Source organism: Vreelandella neptunia (genome assembly GCF_022489065.1).
Lineage (GTDB): Bacteria > Pseudomonadota > Gammaproteobacteria > Pseudomonadales > Halomonadaceae > Vreelandella > Vreelandella neptunia_A.
The window spans coordinates 20,527-39,345 of sequence record NZ_JAKVTW010000023.1 but is presented as its reverse complement, the minus strand read 5'-3'; the positions used below and the strand labels follow the sequence as shown (position 1 = coordinate 39,345).

The 18,819-nt window shown below is 50.8% G+C and carries 13 protein-coding genes; 11 read left to right on the top strand and 2 right to left on the bottom strand.

The annotated features are described in order from the left end of the window. Window positions 1–66: 66 nt before the first annotated feature. The gene (locus MLE19_RS20630; protein WP_240720136.1) at window positions 67–2,466 is read right to left on the bottom strand and encodes a TOTE conflict system archaeo-eukaryotic primase domain-containing protein; all 2,400 of its coding nucleotides are present in this window, start codon (window positions 2,464–2,466) and stop codon (window positions 67–69) included. 118 nt (window positions 2,467–2,584) lie between these two features. Between MLE19_RS20630 and MLE19_RS20625 the strand changes: the two genes are divergently transcribed. The 10 genes from MLE19_RS20625 (at window position 2,585) to abiEi (ending at window position 16,872) form a co-directional block, all read left to right on the top strand. Next, on the top strand, window positions 2,585–3,112 hold the full coding sequence (locus tag MLE19_RS20625) for a hypothetical protein (RefSeq protein ID WP_240720134.1): 528 nt from the start codon (window positions 2,585–2,587) through the stop codon (window positions 3,110–3,112). 1 nt (window position 3,113) lies between these two features. Further along, complete coding sequence (locus MLE19_RS20620) at window positions 3,114–5,612, top strand: hypothetical protein (protein WP_240720132.1); 2,499 nt, start codon at window positions 3,114–3,116, stop codon at window positions 5,610–5,612. Window positions 5,613–5,721: 109 nt separating this feature from the next. Then, complete coding sequence (locus MLE19_RS20615; protein WP_240720130.1) at window positions 5,722–8,832, top strand: DNA breaking-rejoining enzyme, catalytic core; 3,111 nt, start codon at window positions 5,722–5,724, stop codon at window positions 8,830–8,832. A 322-nt stretch (window positions 8,833–9,154) separates the two neighbouring features. Next, window positions 9,155–9,589, top strand: a complete 435-nt coding sequence (locus MLE19_RS20610; protein ID WP_240720129.1) for a hypothetical protein — start codon at window positions 9,155–9,157, stop codon at window positions 9,587–9,589. 492 nt (window positions 9,590–10,081) lie between these two features. Continuing rightward, window positions 10,082–11,950, top strand: a complete 1,869-nt coding sequence (locus tag MLE19_RS20605; protein WP_240720127.1) for a KAP family P-loop NTPase fold protein — start codon at window positions 10,082–10,084, stop codon at window positions 11,948–11,950. After that, window positions 11,950–12,783, top strand: coding sequence for a Qat anti-phage system associated protein QatB (gene qatB / locus MLE19_RS20600; RefSeq protein WP_240720125.1), 834 nt, complete (start codon window positions 11,950–11,952; stop codon window positions 12,781–12,783). The genes MLE19_RS20605 and qatB overlap by 1 nt, the downstream gene beginning before the upstream one ends. Further along, entirely contained in the window at window positions 12,780–14,045 is a 1,266-nt protein-coding gene (qatC, locus tag MLE19_RS20595) for a Qat anti-phage system QueC-like protein QatC (RefSeq protein WP_240720123.1), read from the top strand. The genes qatB and qatC overlap by 4 nt, the downstream gene beginning before the upstream one ends. Then, window positions 14,042–14,803 (top strand): Qat anti-phage system TatD family nuclease QatD, encoded by a 762-nt coding sequence (gene qatD / locus MLE19_RS20590; protein WP_240720121.1) that lies wholly within the window; start codon window positions 14,042–14,044, stop codon window positions 14,801–14,803. Before qatC ends, qatD begins: the two co-directional genes overlap by 4 nt. Window positions 14,804–15,073: 270 nt before the next feature. Next, window positions 15,074–15,499 carry a hypothetical protein gene (locus MLE19_RS20585; protein WP_240720119.1) on the top strand — a complete coding sequence of 142 codons (426 nt, stop codon included), beginning with the start codon at window positions 15,074–15,076 and terminating at the stop codon, window positions 15,497–15,499. A gap of 833 nt (window positions 15,500–16,332) precedes the next feature. Beyond that, window positions 16,333–16,872, top strand: a complete 540-nt coding sequence (gene abiEi, locus MLE19_RS20580; protein ID WP_240720117.1) for a type IV toxin-antitoxin system AbiEi family antitoxin — start codon at window positions 16,333–16,335, stop codon at window positions 16,870–16,872. Window positions 16,873–17,270: 398 nt separating this feature from the next. Here abiEi and MLE19_RS20575 read toward each other — a convergent pair whose 3' ends face one another. Continuing rightward, window positions 17,271–17,645 carry a hypothetical protein gene (locus tag MLE19_RS20575; protein ID WP_240720116.1) on the bottom strand — a complete coding sequence of 125 codons (375 nt, stop codon included), beginning with the start codon at window positions 17,643–17,645 and terminating at the stop codon, window positions 17,271–17,273. 300 nt (window positions 17,646–17,945) lie between these two features. On the opposite strand from MLE19_RS20575, the gene MLE19_RS20570 reads away from it, so the two are divergent. Then, entirely contained in the window at window positions 17,946–18,689 is a 744-nt protein-coding gene (locus MLE19_RS20570; protein ID WP_240720115.1) for an MbcA/ParS/Xre antitoxin family protein, read from the top strand. Window positions 18,690–18,819: the final 130 nt, after the last annotated feature.

Sequence of the window (18,819 nt, the reverse complement as noted above, 5' to 3'; positions counted from 1 at the left end):
CAAGTGAAGAAATTCTTGGCCTCAGTTCACTTGATGAGCTTTTAACGACTGACTGCCTCTCAAAGGCTAAAGCAATCTGGTTTGCCCGGAAGCGATAAACTTATACCCCATAGCCTTATAGCCTTTCTCACGCTTTCGGAACATTCGCTCAAGCATAGGCAGGCCAGTATCCAAGTAATCATAGACAGTGACTTCTAGTTTGCCTTCGGTGTCTCGATGGAGTCTGCCTACATACTGTGACAGCGTTCCTTTCCATGCGATGGGCAGAGCTAAAAACAGGGTGTCCAGTCGAGGCAAGTCAAAGCCTTCTCCAATGTATTTCCCAGTTGCAACGATGACTTGAACCCTATGCAACTCTTTTTCTGCCAACTGGCGCTCTTTGACGCGCATCCCACCACGTAAGATAACTGACGATATGGATTCAGCATCCAGCAGTGTCGCCAAGGTCTCGGCATGCTCTCGTCGTTCCGTCAGCACAAGGCAATTTGCTTGGTTGTGCGCACAGCTTGCAACATCCTGAACAATGGCCTCATTTCGGGCGCTGCTCTGGGCAAGCCAATGGTAAACCGATGCGATATGGGGCCGCACACTAGGCTGGCAGATGTGGGTGGGTGGCGTTTCGTGATGCTCTCGAACAATGACGTGTTGGATAAATCGGTTACTGTGGTGCGCCTGGGCTTTGTGACGAATGGGCCCTGCAACCATCAACATGATTTTTTGGTGGCCATCCTGACGATCAGGCGTTGCTGTCAAACCAATGACGTATCGAGCGCTGACCTCATTAAGCAACATCTCGTAACGTGGCGCTGAGATATGATGGCATTCATCGATGATGACTTGCCCGTACTCCTTGACCTGCTTCGAGACTGTATTGTCTTTCTTATTGATCAAGCTTTGGTAAGTGGCAACGTCGACCTGCCCAGTAGGTTTCTTTTTACCGCCGCCAATTACACCGATGAGCGCACCCTCAAGGAAGGTGTCGAGTCGCTCCTTCCATTGATCAAGTAGCTGACGACTGTGCGTGAGGATCAGTGTGTTGACTTGCCGCCTGGTTATCACGCCAATAGCCGTTACGGTTTTACCGAAAGCGGTCGGTGCATGAAGTATTCCGGTATCGTGTTGGATAAGTGCCTGCACCGCCTTGTCCTGGTCGCTACGCAGCGTTGCTTTTAGGCTGACTCCAGGTAAAAACTGGCCTGATATTCTACGGTCATCAATGTCCACCGTGATTCCCTGTTTCAGCAGCAGATCTTGAAGCTCATCCAAGCAGCCTCTGGGAATAGAAAGATAACCTTGCTCAATATGGGCGCATGATATGTAGCGAGGGATGCCATGCGTCGAGAAACGAAGCGACTGTGTTTTGAAAAATACAGGATTAGCAAAGCTGGCCATTCGCTTTGTTCGTGTCGCCAATGTTCCTGGAATGCCTGATAACTTTATATAAATGTGACTGGTCAGGATGAGCGTGATGCTTTCAGGACATCCAGAAAGCTTCCCTGTATCAACCGGTAACGTTGACTCCCACGGCAACACAGTATCTACAGTCACACCGGAATTAGCCTCCTTGCCGATCAGCTCTTCAAGTTGAGCTGATGCAAGTGTCTGTTGCTGACTGAGCAGTGCCCATTGATCCGGGTATGGCGCAAAGTTGTCGTCGACGAAGACGGTGCATCCGCGACTTCGCGCCTCGTGTTGAAGCGGCAGGGCAATCAGATTGCCAAACCCACCATCAGGCATGGTGTCTTGGTTAGGAAATAGCCGGTCATAGGAGTCGAAGGATAAGCCTGGATGAAGCTCCATGGCCTTATCCAACAATTTGAATCCCAACCTCCTCGCTGACGAAGCTTGAACAGCTTCTGAAAAGAAAACCCATAGATGGGCACCCGCACCGGACCGAGAAACCTCCATAAGATAGGGTACGCCTTCACCACTACAGACCTGGGCTAGTGCACGAACATTCGCTTTCCAGTCCCCCTTATCAAAATCCGCCGCCAGCAAGTAACAAGAGCTATCCGGCAGTAAAGGGTAAAGGCCGGTCACATGTTTGCCAGACAGGTGGTCATAAACTGCATCAAAATCGAGGGGCTTGAAATTTTTGTGTCGACATTCTCCGCACTTGATCCTTGGTTTCTGACAGATGCCCGGCATCCACTCATTCGCACAGGCGACAGCATAGCCGGAACGGCCGCCAGAACTCTGCCAGCGATTTGCATAGACATCTTGTCTGCCACGAAAGAGCTTACGGAATACGTCGACTTTCTGGCCGGGAGTTACTGGAGGTATAGCGCATAGGTGTACAGAGCTATACAGCTCTTCCTTCCGAGAAAGGAGGTCAGCCTTTTCCTTCTCAAGCACTGATAGTCTCAGCTCAATAGCAGCGAGCTCTTGATCTACTCGGATACCTACTTCGCGCTTCATGAAGCCGTTCGGATCCCATGAATTAACGGATTTGAAAAACTCACTCATATTCTAGCTTATTGCTAGCACTCGCATTGAAAGCCTCCCTCGTGGCCCTTAAAACCTTGCGGGTGCACATTTTGATAAAATGATGGTTCATCAATAATCATAACCATCGAGGCATGCTGTGACGAAGTTAGTAATCTCTAAGATCAAATCTCCTTCCGGTGCGCTTGGTGAGATCGAACGTGGCAACCTTGCCGTCACTAATCAGATGCCTTTATCGTCATGGCTCGATGCTGAATTGGTCGATTCTTTGCTAGCCTACCATCCCGTTTCGGTTCGAAAAGTGTCCAGACACTATGAAGTGGTCAGTGGATTTCGAGCGTTTCATGCTGCCAATGCCCTGCTGGAAAGCGAAGAAGTTATTCCAGTGCGGGTCACTAACGATGATGAAATTCATTTGGTGAAAGGCGCACTCTTCGAACTCATTACCCACAGCTTGATGCACTGTCCAGATGCCATTGAGGCGAGAGAGCATGTTTATCGTCAACTAAATAAACTCTCCACCACTCTGCGTAAAACCTATGGCATCGAAATGCCGAACAAACTTTCTCGACGTAAACTCAAGACCTTGCTGGGTCTCAAAGGGCGGCGTATTACCGTTTCAAGACGGCGGAAGTCTGAGCTGCAACGAATCATGGAATCTCGGTGATATGAGCGATACTGGCCTAGAGCAACTAGCAAAATTGAGTGGTACTTCGGCAGACCGCGTAGAGGAACTGCTTTCCCTTTTAAAAGCGCCTGCCAGTCTGACCCATCTGGTATTAGTCATGAGCAACCTGCAGCGTGCACTGAAAGCGATTCAGGAGATCGAGGGCTTACGGGAGAACCTTGAGGAAGGAGATGAGGTAGAAGGGCAGGCGAGTCTTTTAAACTATCTGTTGCTGATAGGTCAGCTTGTTACTTCAGTTGAAGCATCAAATGCCTATAGCTGTCCAGACGAGTGGCTGGATCGATCAGGCAAACAGCGAGGCATTATTAATGACCATCCCGAATGGGCCATGCTGATTCTGACGCCTGGCTCTGAATGCTACGATCATGGTGGTTACTGGCAGCATACTGGTGTTGTCATGGCGTGCTCGGCCATTCAGCGAAGGCGGCATCAAGAACGTATTGGTTCTGAGATAACTGCCGCCTGCCGAGATATCCGCACAATTGGTCAAGGCAAGAAGGCCCTTTCGCTGCTGGAGCAAGTAGATACTGATACCACTCTTAAAGGCTATTATCAGAAACATTTGCTTGAAGGAGAAGGTGAAGGTGATGAGGTTCGTGAATCCCTGGCTGGCATTGAACTGCTCGTTCGTAAGGTGCTCAGCCTTAAAGGCAAAACACGGGAAGGTGGAGGAGGAGGTGGCCGATCAGGTCGACTAGTTGAACGGCAAGTGGTGTTGCCGGACGGTGATGATGAGGATAGAGAAGGACCTGAGGTATCGGTTCAGTTCTCGGAGTCGATCGGCGACGAACAGTCTCAGGGGCGCCAGCGCACAGCGGGGCTACATCCTAAAGAGACCCAGAAGCTGCGCGCCGTTTCTTTTACGGAGAGTAAAGCATCACCTACGTTAGGCTTTGATCTTAGGGATTTGATCAGGCGCCAGAAAAGCCGAATCCAGCATATCAGTCAGTCTAATCAGCGCCTTTTCTATCGCTATGCGAGTCTCGGTCGGGTCGAGTTGGCGACGGCGGCGGAACTCGCCTTTCAGCTATTTACTGGGCGAGGACGTTTTGAGCAACGTGATGCAGAAGGTGTTTATGCTGGCCTGCTACTGTTGCTGATGATCTGGCTTGGGCGACCCGTCGAGCAACTACTGGGAATGCGCGTCTACAACCATCAAGGTGAGCTGCCGAAACACCGCAAGGAAGTGCTCGCTTTTCTGATTGACGAGCACGCTTTCGTGTTGCCGATTCCCACGCCGGAGTGGCGCAACAGCCTTCAGGACGACGCGAAAACGCTGCTCTATACGGCCGGTGCTAGCACGCCTGCATTGGTAGATGACGTGGTAGTGGTCGCAAGCCCCGTGCGGATTGGCAAGTTTATCTCAAACCTTGGGTTAGCGCGAAAGGGGCGAGCAAAATACCGTGGATTGTTTCCCGAACACCGCCGTGAAGCGATTGAAGGTGCAATGCGTGCGGCAGTGTCGAAAGCCAACCGTGCCCATCGTATGCGGCTAACACCGCTGCGGATCAGTCAGGCCCTGTTCGATGAGATTGTTGGTCACTCCAGCGACTGGGTAGACGCTTACCTGCTGACCGGGCAACGTTTCACCATCGCTGATGTGGCCGCCCATTATTACAGCGTTCCAGCTGGCTACCTTGAGGCCCTTTATCATGACGCGGCCGTATCGCTACGCAATAGTATCTATAAGTACCTGAGCGTCGAAGAGAAACACTATTATGCCTTTCAGCAACCCGTTTCGAACAGTGGCGACCACGGCAGTAAGTTGAACCTCAAGCCGATGTTGCTGACTCGTTTGGTCAAACATCTTAAGAATGATCTGCGGGCAGCAAAGCGTCTGGCACCCGGCGAGGAGAGCTGGCGGCAGGTGCACAATCATTACGTGGCCTATATGGCTTTCTGGATTCTTTTTGCGACCGGTTACAGGGCTGTCAATGACCTGGTTTTTCGTTGGCGGGAAATCGACTTTGATACAGGTTTTCTGGTGATCTCCGACAAAGACGACGAAGCGATGAGCCAAGCGAGGGTGGTCTGGTTGTTGCCGGAGGTGCTTGAGCAGCTACGTTGTTATGCCTATCACTTGGAAGTTTTGCAGGCCCGTCTGTATCAGCGTAACTCCCTTTATGAGCACCTCGATGCGGTGCTGAGCGAGCCACGGCCGAACGTACCGCTGATGTTCTTTATTAGTGACAGCTGGCAGGTGGTGCAGCTTTCACCGGAGAATCTGAGGCAGCAAGTGCCTATTTATACATTACCAATCAACGCCAGTCGGCACTATCTGCGCAGCACCCTTCGCGCCGAAGGCGTCCGTGGTGAGCTGGTCAACGCTTTCTTGGGGCATGCCCAGCAAGGTCAGGAGCCGTTTGGTGGATTCTCCACATTGTCTCCCGTTGAGATGTTTCGAGAATTAGCGCCGGTTCTAAGCAAAATGCGCCGCGAAGCAGGGTGGACGGTTCAGCAGGGGCTAGCGGATGTCTGATCAGGTCGAGGAGGTTTGGAGCGGCTGGAAGTTGATAAAAGTTCCAGAAGGAGCCGGCGGTGCCGAGGCGCGTCACAGACAGCATTTAATAAATAGGCGTCGCCACCAAATGGCAGTACTTGAACTGCTACAGAAAGCGCATCCCGGCCTGGTTCGAGGTCAGTATGGTGTCAAGGTGCTGCCCGAGACCACCCAGCAGTGGGAGGAGACCCTGCAAACAACCGACAGTGGTTCTGTCGTGGAAATGCGGAACAAGATCAACTTCTTGTCACTTGGGTTGCGGCGTGGGCAGCAGGAACTAGGGTGGGAAGTGGTCGTTCCAGCACCGCTGCACTTGGTCAGGCCCGCGGCAAGTGTCTTTACGCCCTCATCCTTTGAAGCAATGAGCTATTACCGTGACTGGTGCCGATATGCCGACTACGCGATTCAACAAGCAGATTTTCAGGCACTTCTTTTGCACGACAACGCGGACCAAGGACACCGTAGGTTCGAACCCGAAATGATCAGCTGGGGGCTGTTTCTGTATTGTGTTATGACGCGTGATAGTTTGCTGGGTACCAAGTTTTTGAATTCACTGCCTTTAGCCACCTCTACATTAGCCGTGTATAAGTCGTTTGCCTGGCTGGTTTTGCATGAGATGGTGCCGGATGACATGCCTGGCAAAGTACCTCCACGCAGTCGCTGGCACTTGGGTGTGTCGACATTAGCCGTCTTGATGCGTCATATCGAGCAATTTGGCCATCCTGGTGAGAAGGTAAATGGCTATCAGCAGGCCAAGATGCTGACAAAGACATCATGGCTCCATTTTTGTCGTGCTATAGGGGCGAAGGCGCTGACACTTTCAGAGTGTCAGGAGCATGCTGCGACCGCTTTTCGACTGCATGTACCTGCTTATCTGGTCAATAGTGCGCTTGGCAAGCAGCAGGGTACTTCGCTTGCCGAGGCCCGTTGGCAGCAGTTGCTCTGCGGTGGGTACAGAGTACACGCGAAACAGGAAGCTAATCAGGTAAGCGATGAGGCCACAGTAGTTGAGACCAAGCTCCCACCGATGGCGACGAAGCAACTTGGCCGTGATCAGCCGTTATATGAGGGACGCAAGCTGCTTAAGTTGCTGCATGACATCCTCTACAAACGCAGGGAAGAGAAACGCCTAGGCTATGGGCAGCTTGCCCGAGAACTAGAGAATGCCGTTACCGCCTCTCAACAGATGGCGCCCATTGTCGAATGTCTCTGCCGTTGGTTGCTTTTTCTGCACCGCACAAAAAAACGCAAGCAGTCGACCCTGTATAAATATCTCGGTATCAGCATGCCGCTTTTACAGGCAATGGGGGACACATTAGTCGATCAGGATCGGCTTGCTATCTTAGTCGAAGCCTATCAGTGCGTGGTGGAGCAGGCGAAGACCGAGAAAAATCGCAGCTATCGTTGGACAGTGTTGCGCTCGTTTCATACGTTTCTTGTCGCTGATCTTAGCTTGGCCAACGTGTACATGGAGTTCAGCGGAGACGGCGCGACGGTGGCACATCATGCCGATGCCAACTGCTTATCGGAAGAAGAGTACCGTCAAGTGTCGGGTTACCTGGCCTCCCAGGCGGCCAGTGCGATGGGTGCTATTCGTTACTGGATATTTGTACTCGGTTTTCGCGCAGGACTTAGGATAGGTGAGGCTCTTTCTATCCAGCTAGATGACATCTTGCTGAATCAGATGCTGGAACATACCGACGTTACCCTTCTAATTCGCAATAACGCCTATGTTGCCATCAAGAGTCATGATTCACGCCGACAGCTGCCCTTGCACTACTTGCTGACAGAGACTGAGTTAGATGACTTTAAGGCCTTTGTCATCAAACGGCACAGCGTGGCAACACATGGTCGTGTCATGCTGTTCGGCGAGGGGGGTAATTCTGTATCTCCATTGCGAGATGACATAGTGCAGACGGAAATTCATACAGGCATGCGGCGTATCACCGGTGATCCAAGCCTGCGCTTTCATCATTTGCGCCACTCGCTGGCTAACTATTTGCTGCTCTCTTTTCATGGTGTTGAGGTTCCGTGGCCAGTGCCTCAACATCATGCAGCTCTATGGGAGAAAGTGGTTAATGGCCCATCCCGCTCAGGGCTGTATTTCATAGCCCAAGTGATGGGGCATGCATCCCCCGAAGTAACTCTTCGTAGCTATTTACATTTTAACTGCCTATTGTCTGATCATTATTGCCACCAAAAATCTAATTCGGTAGAGGGCAGCCTTCCCAGCCATGCGATTGCTCAATTGGAAGCCTTGGATAGATTGATTGAGGTTAAACCGGCGACCCTACGTAAATGGAAAGAGCGCTTCGGTGAGCGGCCGCCTCTATGGCTCCAGAAGGCCTTTCCGATGTGCCCGTTGATTGATGTAGAGCAGCAGGACGTTATGCCCTATCCGGCACTACCAGATAAGGTTCTCCTTGAACGCCAAGGCCTGAGCGAGCTCTCGCTGGAACAAATTGCAGCCGCTTTAGACCTCTTGCATAAGCGGAGTTTTGAAGACGTTGAGCGTATCTTTAATCTTCGTGACGGCGAGGCAGAAGGGTTAATTTCATGCGCGGTACGAGTGCTGACCGCACGCACACGACAAGGGAAGAGTGCCTTTCGCCACTATCGGCTCACCAAAGGCAAGCAGCCAGCGGCGAGTAATAGCGCACCTCCCCGGTTTCCAATGCCGCACTCGCTTGCAGAACGTCCGGTGGCGTATGCGATGTACCAAGCGATCTGGTCGCAATGGTTTGAGCATCACCCCGATGTACTTCGTAAACATCTTCGCTTCTTCTATCGCTACCACCGTGCCACCGACGGGCATGTATGGATTCGTGATGTCGATGACGGTTTGGACTTTGTGAGTTGGGTGGTGAGTTTAGATGCTGGCGTCAAAGCTGTTATTGAGGTGATACCTAGTGCTCTATCATCTCTTCCTGCAAAAAAGCAGCTCAGTGAATGGAAGAAACGACTGCCGTCGCATTATCACAAGGTCGAGTGGCAATTAAAGTCAATGGGATCCCGCTTCAACAAGCCGCTTGGTACGGGGAATGTGAAGTTCTATGTTGTTAACCAAAATAAGCGTTCTCATAGCGGGTACCCTGCGCGCTATGTGTTGGTGTTGGCATGTATCGTGATGGCTGCAGTGGCCAAGCATGAACAGCAGAATAAGCCCTTGCAAGAAAAAAAGCGTATTCGGAGCTTATAAGTGCAGAATCCGAAATGGAAGAGTCAGACAAGTAAGCCATTAATAACATGGACTGCTATCTATGATCGTTAGGCTGGTTGATCAAGGGGGAGTTGTCGCCCCGGCCCGGCGCTGTAGGGGTAAGGTGTGTCTGAACGAAAGGAAGTGGTAAAAAGTAGGTGATTTAAGCCGAGCCAATAGATTTTTAGTGGTATTGCGTCCTGAGTGCGTTACTTGCTGAGGAGCTATATGAAATCCGGGCTAGCAAACGGCCAATATTGTCGATCAAGCAAATCTTCTAGGGTTGCCGGGCGTTGTGTCTGGCGCGTTAGCAGGACGGATAGTGGCCACCAGCCTTCTCATGCAAGCTCAAATTCATATTGTGCACGGCAAATCGCTAATTTTTCCACAGCCGCCAGTCATCACCGATCATTCGATGGTTACCACAACGCTGCCTGCTATTTTAAGAGCTCGTGATGAGAAACATGAGCTGCAGCAGCAGGCTCTTTTTCTTTTCAAAGAGTTAAAACAGATACTGGATGACTATACCAAGCCGCAAGCCAGGGTAACGGCAAAATCAATGGAACAACTGGTAACACAGCGAAGCGGTAAGTTAAGTAGTGCCATCACGCTGTTGGTGATCTGGATTGTGTCGGTTATCCGGATGGGCAAAGGAAGGACAGGAAGGCGCTCTAAGTCGTTCGAAAACAGTAATATTCATAACTACTGGGGGGCATTGTGTAAGCTTTTGAGGAGCTGGCGTACGATGTCGACCTGATGGTACTAGGTAGCAAAGAGGCCACCGTTTTTATGCAGGTTTGTTTGACTAGCAAAAAATCCAGTTAAGAGATATGAGCTATTTTAGCCATTTTTCATAGCGTAGCCGCTTTACAAGGTATTGAAGAGCCTGACTGGGATGAGCTTCCCGTTGCAGAACAAGGACGGCACGTGAGAGCTGAGATGCTCCCGGAACAACGGATAGAAACATCGCAACGAGACCCTGATATTGCATGTTTACTTCAGTTTGTATTGCCGTGCGCTTATCGCTTTGGTGTAAGGCTAAATGAAGCGAGAGGATTGCGCAGGCGAGTTTGGTGTGAATCTAAGGCTAACTGGGCTTTTAATATACGCAAGAGGAACCCATTCGAACATTAGGTTGGAAATTCCTAAGACTTTTTAATGGAAATTAGCAGCTGCTCCGGTTACGTTTGATCCCTTGGTGGCGAGAAATTTTTGCCTGCTACGCATCTTGGATAACGGATGTTCAGCCATGTGGCATGACAATGAGACGGCTATTGATTACCTGAATTTTGGCGTAGTGGCTGATGCTTGTGCGAGTATGCTTAAGCGCGCAAATGGCGCTCCTATTTCCATTGGAGTGTCTGGGGGATGGGGAGCAGGTAAGTCATCTTTGATAAAGATGGTTGCTGCACGGTTGCACACACTATCCGAATCAGATGGAAGCGAAAAACCAGATAATACCTTCGTCGTGCTAATTTTCAATCCGTGGCTATATCAGGATTTTGAATCTGCGCGAAGTGCTCTGCTTCAAATCGTAGGTGACGAGATTGTTCGGCTTGCGAAAGAAAACGAGACCATAGCAGATAAGGTTGATGAGCTATGGCGTCGTATCAACCTCCTCAGGATTGCTCAGTTGAGCGGTGAAGCCGCACTGACATTAACGACTGGCATTCCGGCTGGAGCACTCGGCAAAACGTTCAATTCCATCGTTAACCTCCTTTCTACGGACGCAAGAAAAACACAAGAGGTAGACGTGGATGCTGAGGGTATCGCGGCTGCGGCGGGGGGGTTATTGAGACCGAGTGAGCCGTTTTCCATGCCGGCTCATATCCAAGCCTTCCGTGACACGCTGGAAAGCCTTCTCGACGACCTAAAAGTCACCTTGGTCATTTTTGTCGATGATTTGGATCGGTGCCTTCCACAAACTGCTATTTCAACGCTGGAGTCTATTCGCCTGCTGCTATTTATCCCCCGCAGCGCATTCGTCGTTGCTGCCGATAACGACTTTATTAAGGCAGCGGTAAAAGTTCATTTCGATGGGGCTGGGATTTCGAGTGACGTCGCCACCAATTACTTTGACAAGCTCATCCAGGTTCCACTTCACGTTCCACGGCTTGGTCTCAATGAGGCAAAAGCCTACCTGGCACTGCTCTTGCTCGAGCGAGAGGCCAAGGCTGGTACTTTCACTAAAGAGAAGTTCGAAAGCGCGCTCAAGCTTATTCCCGAAAGACTGAGAAACAGCTGGAGAGGCGATACGATCAATCAAGAGTTTCTCTATGAACTAGTCGGAACAGACGAAACATTGAGAAGCTTGATGGATCTCGCAGAGGGATTGGCGTCTCTGCTTCATCGCTCATCAGCAGTCAATGCTAACCCTCGGCTTATGAAGCGCTTCCTAAACACAGTTTATCTACGAGAGGCTCTTTCTGCGCCGCAGGGAATCAAGCTAGATATCGCTGCATTGGCGAAATGGCACCTTATTGAGCGTTGTGATGAAACTCTAGCTGAAGCGTTGGCTGGACAGGTGCATTCGGACAATGACGGTCGAGTAGAGGTTCTTGCTGAAGCAGAGAGTGCTGCTGCAAGCCAGGCTCGGTTGCCCGAGCCTTTCAAGGACAACCCTTTTACTCGTCAGTGGCTCGATTTGCCACCTGCACTTGGTACTGAAGATTTACGCCCATTGCTTCACTTGAGCCGTGACTCGGGCACGCGTGACTTTGGCGATGACAACATGACGCCTGACTCAAGAAAACTTCGTGATGCTCTAAAGACTGCCACTAGTGGGCATAAATCCCTCACAGACCTTATGAACAAGATTGGGCCTGATCAGACCGAACTGGCGATGTCCAAAGCATGGCTGAGCTGTAGCACCACTCGCAATTGGAAGCGCAATGATGAAATTGTGATGCTTATTGAGTGCTGCAAGGTTTTTCCGGAAATTGGAAAAAAAGCAGCCAGTTTGTTAGAACAAGCCCCTCTAAAGCAAGTCGGGCCCGGCATTATTCCCACCCTAGGTGCCCAACCATGGGCGCACGAGGTCTTAGATCGTTGGAAGGATCTTAACGAACTGCCTAAGACAACTAAGAATGCGATTGTGAACTTGAAGGCGAAGCGCTGATGGGGACTTCAACATCTAGTAGTGGTGGCCGTGCAGGATCTCCTTTTGACCCAGAATGGCTCGCTCCAGATGGAGCGGCACCAAGCAATCCTGATGGTGAAACACAGTCAGATCCTGAACAAGACATTGGCGAGGGGGCGCCTGACAGTGATTCGCCTGTGGCAGGCGAGAATGTTATTGCTCCAGATCGTCGCTTTGGTCCTGCGCGATCGCAAATGGGTTCTTACCTAAAAAATGGCAATCGCGACAATCTTCGTGGTGCTATCCGGAGCATGGTGTCAAAAGGAATGGGAGGAGCAAGCCGTGCTGCTTCCACTATGCGTAGCACAGCAAAAGGAGCCGGGGCTCTCGGCCAGTTCCTCGAAGCAGTTCGAGATGGTACGGATCCGCGAGTAACGGACTGGGTAGCACGCTGTAGGGCGGGCAATCTTTCCGCTTCTGACTTGGCGCTTGAGGTCTTAAAAGAGGTTATCTCAGATTCGGGTAGTATTGACGAAGAATCTTTGCGTGACGCAGGTACTAATGCGCTAGCCAAGCTCTACGAGAACAACCCGAACGTCGATATTTTTGATTTAACAGATGCTCAAATTGCCGAAGTGATTGGTCTGACAATTGCTAATCAAATCTGTCAGCGCATCGATATGCAGCTCGGGCAGACCTACGAAAAACTTAAGCATGACCCAGCCCAGATCCAAGAGCGCCGAACGGACATAAGAGAGTGGGTCTGGGCAGAGGTACGGGTGACCCTGGAGGAGAAAAAAGCCTCACATACAGACCCTAAGAACTTGGCGCAATCAGTCCTTCAATCTGCTTTGCAGGTATTTGCCGAATGAACAAGATTTTATGCTCCACCGTGGATCGAATACCGCAGCAGCTGCAAGCAGGTGAGAGAGTTTTCTCGTATTTTAAAGGAGCCAAACGCAATGATGTTGGCGCAATTGCCAACCGTTGGCATGGAAAGCTGAAACGAGCCGGGTTCCGGCCATCACCGGCAGTTTGGGACTTTGTACAGTTTTGCTTAGCGGTCTGTAGTGCTGACTTGGCCAGCCCCAGAAGCACCAGTGCAGACGGATGGACGCGTAAGATCCAACTCACAGTAGGGCTTTGTGAACCACTGCGATGGGAACCCCTGAAGAACCACCTTGAGGAAATGCTAAAGATTTTGACTGGCGACTACTGGATCTTGATTTTTAATGATGCAGGGGCTAAGCCCCCTCAGGGAGATGGCGAATACCTCCAGAACGACTGCGTTTCTTTGCTATCAGGCGGTCTAGATAGCCTGATCGGCGGTATCAATTTAGTGACTGAAGAAAAGCGGCCTTTGTTCGTTTCCCAGCTTGCGCATAAAGATTCGGGGCTGCAGCGACACTATGCTGAATTGTTGGCAGGCAGAGGCTCTCATTACCAGTGGAGTCACGGTATAAATTTCAACGGTGTACGTGAATCGTCGACTCGTGCACGGTCCTTGGCCTTCTACGCGTTTGCAGTGCTCGCTTCTACAAAGATAAATTTGCCACAGCCGCAGATCTACATTCCTGAAAATGGCTTTATCTGCATTAATCCTCCATTGGTTCCCGGAAGGGTATCGAGCCTGAGTACACGCACAACTCACCCGCTCTTCATTGGTAAGCTCCAGCGTGTGCTTGATGAGCTTGGGATATCTGTGGAGCTGGTATTGCCTTACCGATTGCAAACTAAAGGCGAGATGATGCGAGGTTGCCTCGATCAAGAGAGGTTGAGAGCGTTGGCTTCAAATTCTACAAGCTGTGGGCGCTTTAGGACTTATAATCGTCAGCACTGTGGTCGTTGTGTACCTTGCCTGATTCGTCGCTCTGCCTTTTTGGCCTGGGAACCAGAGTCCGATACCACCAACTATCGTTTTTCATCAGTAGTCGGCAGCGATAAATCAAGTGGCCCCGATGACCCTATGGCAGTAGCTCTGGCTGTGCTTGATACCAAGCAGAGAGGGCTGGATCTATTCCTGGGGGGTACACTAGCCTTTGCATCAATTGCGGAACGCCCGGACTATCGCCGAGTCCTTCAGCAAGGGCTTGCTGAATTGGAAGCCGTCCTTGTTCAGGATCAATTGCTTTGATTGATTTCCATTGCCACGTGGATCTCTATCCCAAAGCAAGGGCAGTGCATGCTGAGGCACTACGCCGCAACGTATTCACTTGGCTAGTAACTACGAGCCCGAAAGCCTTCCAGGCAACGAGTTCGGTGCTCGGTCATCACGAGTCAATGTTGATCAGCCCCGGCCTGCACCCTGAGATCGCTGGCGATCGTTTTCAGGAGTTGGATATTCTCATAGAGCTGATTGATAGTGCCAATGCTGTCGGTGAGGTCGGTTTGGATGGCTCCAAGAGGTATGCCTCTAGCTACCTAAAGCAGAAGCAAGTTTTTGCTACTGCCGTGAAGCGATGCCATGACGTGGGTGGGCGTGCGCTCAGTATCCATTCGAGGCAAGCGGTTCCAGACGTGTTAACGCTACTTAGAGAATTCCCTGACCACGGTATCCCGGTTTTTCATTGGTTCACCGGAACGGTTTCGGAGCTTAAAGCCGCCTCTGCGCAAGGCTGCTGGTTCAGCATTGGCCCAGCAGCTTTCAATTCTGCGGCCGGGAAGGCATTGGCCAAAAAGCTTCCGAAGGAAAAGGTCGTTCCTGAAAGTGATGGTCCCTTTGCACAGTTAGATGACCAACCCGTGATGCCATGGGATTTCGAAATCACGGCCAGCCTGCTCAGCAAAGCTTGGGCAATGCCATTGATAGATGTTCAATATCAATTGATTAGCAATGCCAAAGTATTGCTTGATCAGATGGGCCGTACTACGGCGGCGGCAAGTCTCATTTAATAGATAAGTTGCAGCTATAACCCTTAAGATGAGTGGTTGTGTAACTGGTGGTCTCTTTTTGTCAAGTGAGCGTGCGATGGTTGCCGTTAGCCATCACTTTCTCACGAGTAGCTTGAACTCAGTATAGCGTTAGTCGTTCTCCATCATCGGCCGCTTGTGCATGGTTAGCCTCGATTACCACGACTGTCAATTACGCGATGGCTAGCTTATTTGCAAAATTCCCAGAATAATGGACCAGAACATATACCCAAGATAAGGGTGCCTAAGCATATGACCACACCAACTAGTTTGCGTGAAGCAGAGATGGAAGCAAGAGCGCGTCGAGCCGTGATGGAAAGCGGCGATTGGTTAACTGTCGATGAAATATTGCAGTTGCCGGGCGTCAGCTCACGTAGTGACTGTGCTCATCCTGCGCAGTGGAAACAACAAGGTGATATTTTTACGATCAACGAGCATGGTACCGAATACTATCCTGCGTTTGGGCTTGAGAAAGCTGCTGGCTACCGACCGTACCGCGTCATCTCGAAAATCATCGATATCTTTAAAGAAGATAAAAGCGGGTGGGGAATGGCCTTTTGGTTCCAGTCGGCAAATAGCTATCTTGGCGGGCTAAAACCTCAGAATCTGATAGCTACAAATCCTGATCTCGTTATCGACGCCGCTCTTGATGAGGTTCAAGAAATCTTGCATGGGTAATGAGTAGAACGATAAGGAATATTGGCAAAATAATGATCGGCACGCTTCAATAGATCAAACAAGGTAATGGGGTCTCTGTCCTTAACGGGATAGGTTTGTGAAAAAAAGCTTCCCGCAGCAAGGGGGCATGTCATGGGTGATGGGGCAGCCGCAATAACTCTATGAGGCCTTGCCTTCACTGGCGTCGATGTTGCTAAAAATACTTTACCTCGATACAAGCTGTATCGGATGTGTTGTGGCGAGGTTTACTACCAAATAGCTGGAAGCCAGGTCAAAGTAGAACTGCCCATACCAGTAATAAGAACGCGTCAACTTGATACCCCATTAAGCTGGCTACATCCGAATAAACAACAGGCTTGACCAGCCATCACTCAAAAGTCATTAGCCAAGCCAGAAAAACCATCGCTAGCAAGCCGGAGAGAAAAACAGCCCCCAGCAGAGCCCTCTGCTTCGCGTTCCTACAACCACCTCTTTTCCTTCTTATTATATTTATGGGGCAGAACCTTCTTACCCCTATTTGGTCGCCTCTCCAATTGCACAGGCTAATCGCCATTGCTGCTTGCCTCACGACACCATACCTACGGGAGGTCGTGTTTCTGAAGTCATTGGGAGTCGCTGTATCCTACGTTATATCCAGGTTCTTAAGGCGCTCGCTTTAGTAATCATTGTTGCACTGGGCTCTAAACATCCGGCCTGAGAGGTTGGTGTGAAACGCTCTCTCGGTGGCGGATTAGAGCAATCGCTAGATGTCGGTAGTTTAGGAATCTTGGTCAGCCTTTGCGCGCGCACTTCTGTACGCTTAGACTATAAATATATAGTCTAAATGTACACTTATGAATCAGATGACGGCTCGGCAGCGACTGGACAGCTGGGACAAAATCGGGCGAAGCGTATTCACGCGAAGTGACCTGGCAAAGATCTTTCATGAAGACAGCCCAAAAACCTTTCAGGAAGGGATCAACCGACTGCGTAAGCATGGCATTCTCGAAGGCGTAGCCCGGGGAATCTATTGCTACTCCCTTTCGCGTACTCCCGACTCCTATCGGCTGGAACGAATAGCTCGGGCCATGCGCCGAGGGGAGTACAGCTACGTCTCGCTAGAGTCAGCCCTGTCAGAGTATGGGGCCATCTCACAAATCCCCGTCGATCGCCTAACCATTATGACAACAGGCCGCAAAGGGATGCACCGCACTCCTTATGGAACCATTGAATTCACGCATACGAGCAGGCCCATCATCGAGCTGCTACCGCGCATGCGTGACATTGGGCGGCCGCTCAAGATGGCGACGCCTGAGGCTGCCTGGGCAGATTTTAAACGAGTGGGGCGCAATACGTATCTAGTTGATGTTGAGGTGATCAATGGACAGGATTGAGCCTAGGGATTTTGCCAAGCTCGTTGACATGGCAACGGAAGAACCTGGGCGCAATGCGATGCGGCAAGTCATCGAAAAATAACGTCTGCACTTCGACATCTTAATCGCTCCAGCGTCGAAAAGTGCGATACACGTAGCGGCTAGTCAAGGAGAAACAGCGCAGCATCAGCTCGAGGGTCTACGAGAAAGGCCACTACTCCGAGACCTACGAGTCAGGAGTGATCGTCTTGATCATCTGGTACAGCGAGCGGACTCAGGAGACTCTGGGCCATCGCGTCCCGAGCCTGCAAGTGGTGCGTGGCTAATTCAGCCGTTGTCGAGGGAGGCGTCACGTCGGTTCGCCAGACATTCTCCGATCCATACAGTGCCGGCCCCCAACACCAGATGAACGGGAATCATTAGCCGGGGCGATTGGCTGGCTGACGGTGGGGCGGCGGGAGGGTTTGCAGCACCGGAATCCAGCTGAAATAGCTCGCTGCACAAATCGCCACCCCGTAGCCGCTGCCGTAGACCAAAGGATGTGCGACTCGTTGGCGTGTGGAGGGGTATAGCGACCCGGCGAAGGCACCATAGCCAAAGTGGCTGACAAGGCTTAGCTCGACGCGCTGCTCTTCGTCCAACAGCGCATCCGCCTCCACCTTTTGCAGAAGGTTCTGGGTGATCTCACGCGGCAGCAACGGGTAGCGCTCTTCTCGTTGGAGTCGCCGATAGAGTGCCTCCATGGCAAGGGTCATGGGAATGGTGGCGAGCAGGCCGCCGATGGCACCGGCCAAGTAGCGATTCGTGGCTTTCTCCTTGAAGCATATGCTGGCTTACATGGCTCTCCATAGTCGAGAATGTGGCCAAGCGCCCGGTACTACGTGAAGCGCCATGATGTATGTTTTATAGATTGCTCTTTGAAAATAGGTAGTTTTTTTGCTGTTGATATCCTTAGGATCACATTGTGGGCCTATGCTGTCTCAGCACCGTTAACATGCCACTGCCGAAGAGTAATGCCAGACCATCTACCCTCAAGAAACCGCGTAAGCGTTTTGAGGATAAGTTGGTAGGTTTGTTGGGAGGAGAAAATCACTATGTCGCAAAAATACGATCCGCAAAGACCTACTGTCGCAGGCAATGCTAAAAGTCCTCTTGAGCGTTTAAAAGGATCTGTTCAGTATTACGATAAGCCGTTTGAGCCGGTGGACAGTGAGCACTGGGAAGCCGATTTCTTGGAGCCTAACAATGCCGTGAGCCCAGGAGAGGTTCCGACACACATTGCCCCGACGGGCACTCGCTATATTAGAATTCGTGAGGTACCAATAAGGCTACAAGACGGTTTTGTACGTTATCTCACGGGTGCCGGATGTCCAGTGGTTGAAAACGAGGATGGCCCATTGGCTTATGAGATCGACTGGCTTGAATGGCGTCAGCATCGCCGTCCTGATCGTATTGCAGCGCATAATAGTGAGGAAACAGGTGTCGCAGTGATGCACACATTTCCAACTATTGCCCAAGAATGGAGGTTGTCAGATACAGACATGGCAGCGCTTCTAGAAATTAATATTGATAGTTATCGAAAGTGGACAGCTACGCCATTACAGGCAAGCTTAACGGCTGAGCAGCTTGAACGTGCATCTAACCTCCTAGGTATCTACCGGTCGTTAACATTGCTATTTCCTCAAGAAGAAGGCCGACAACGGTGGCTTCATCACTTGATTGATAATGCCCCTTTTGGTGGTCTCTCTCCCATGGAGCTTATGAATCGCGGTGGCTTATCGGCTTTGCGCTCTCTTCGAGGCTATCTTGACGCCCAACGGAAAGTTGGATTGGCTTGAATTACTCCATAGCCATGGATTTCGAGAATCATTCTCGTAGCGCTGAAATTTAAAAACGACACCATTAAACAACTCTTAACAGAGAGGCCCTCGTACTGCTGAGGATCTTATAGAATTGGGCCCAAGAAGA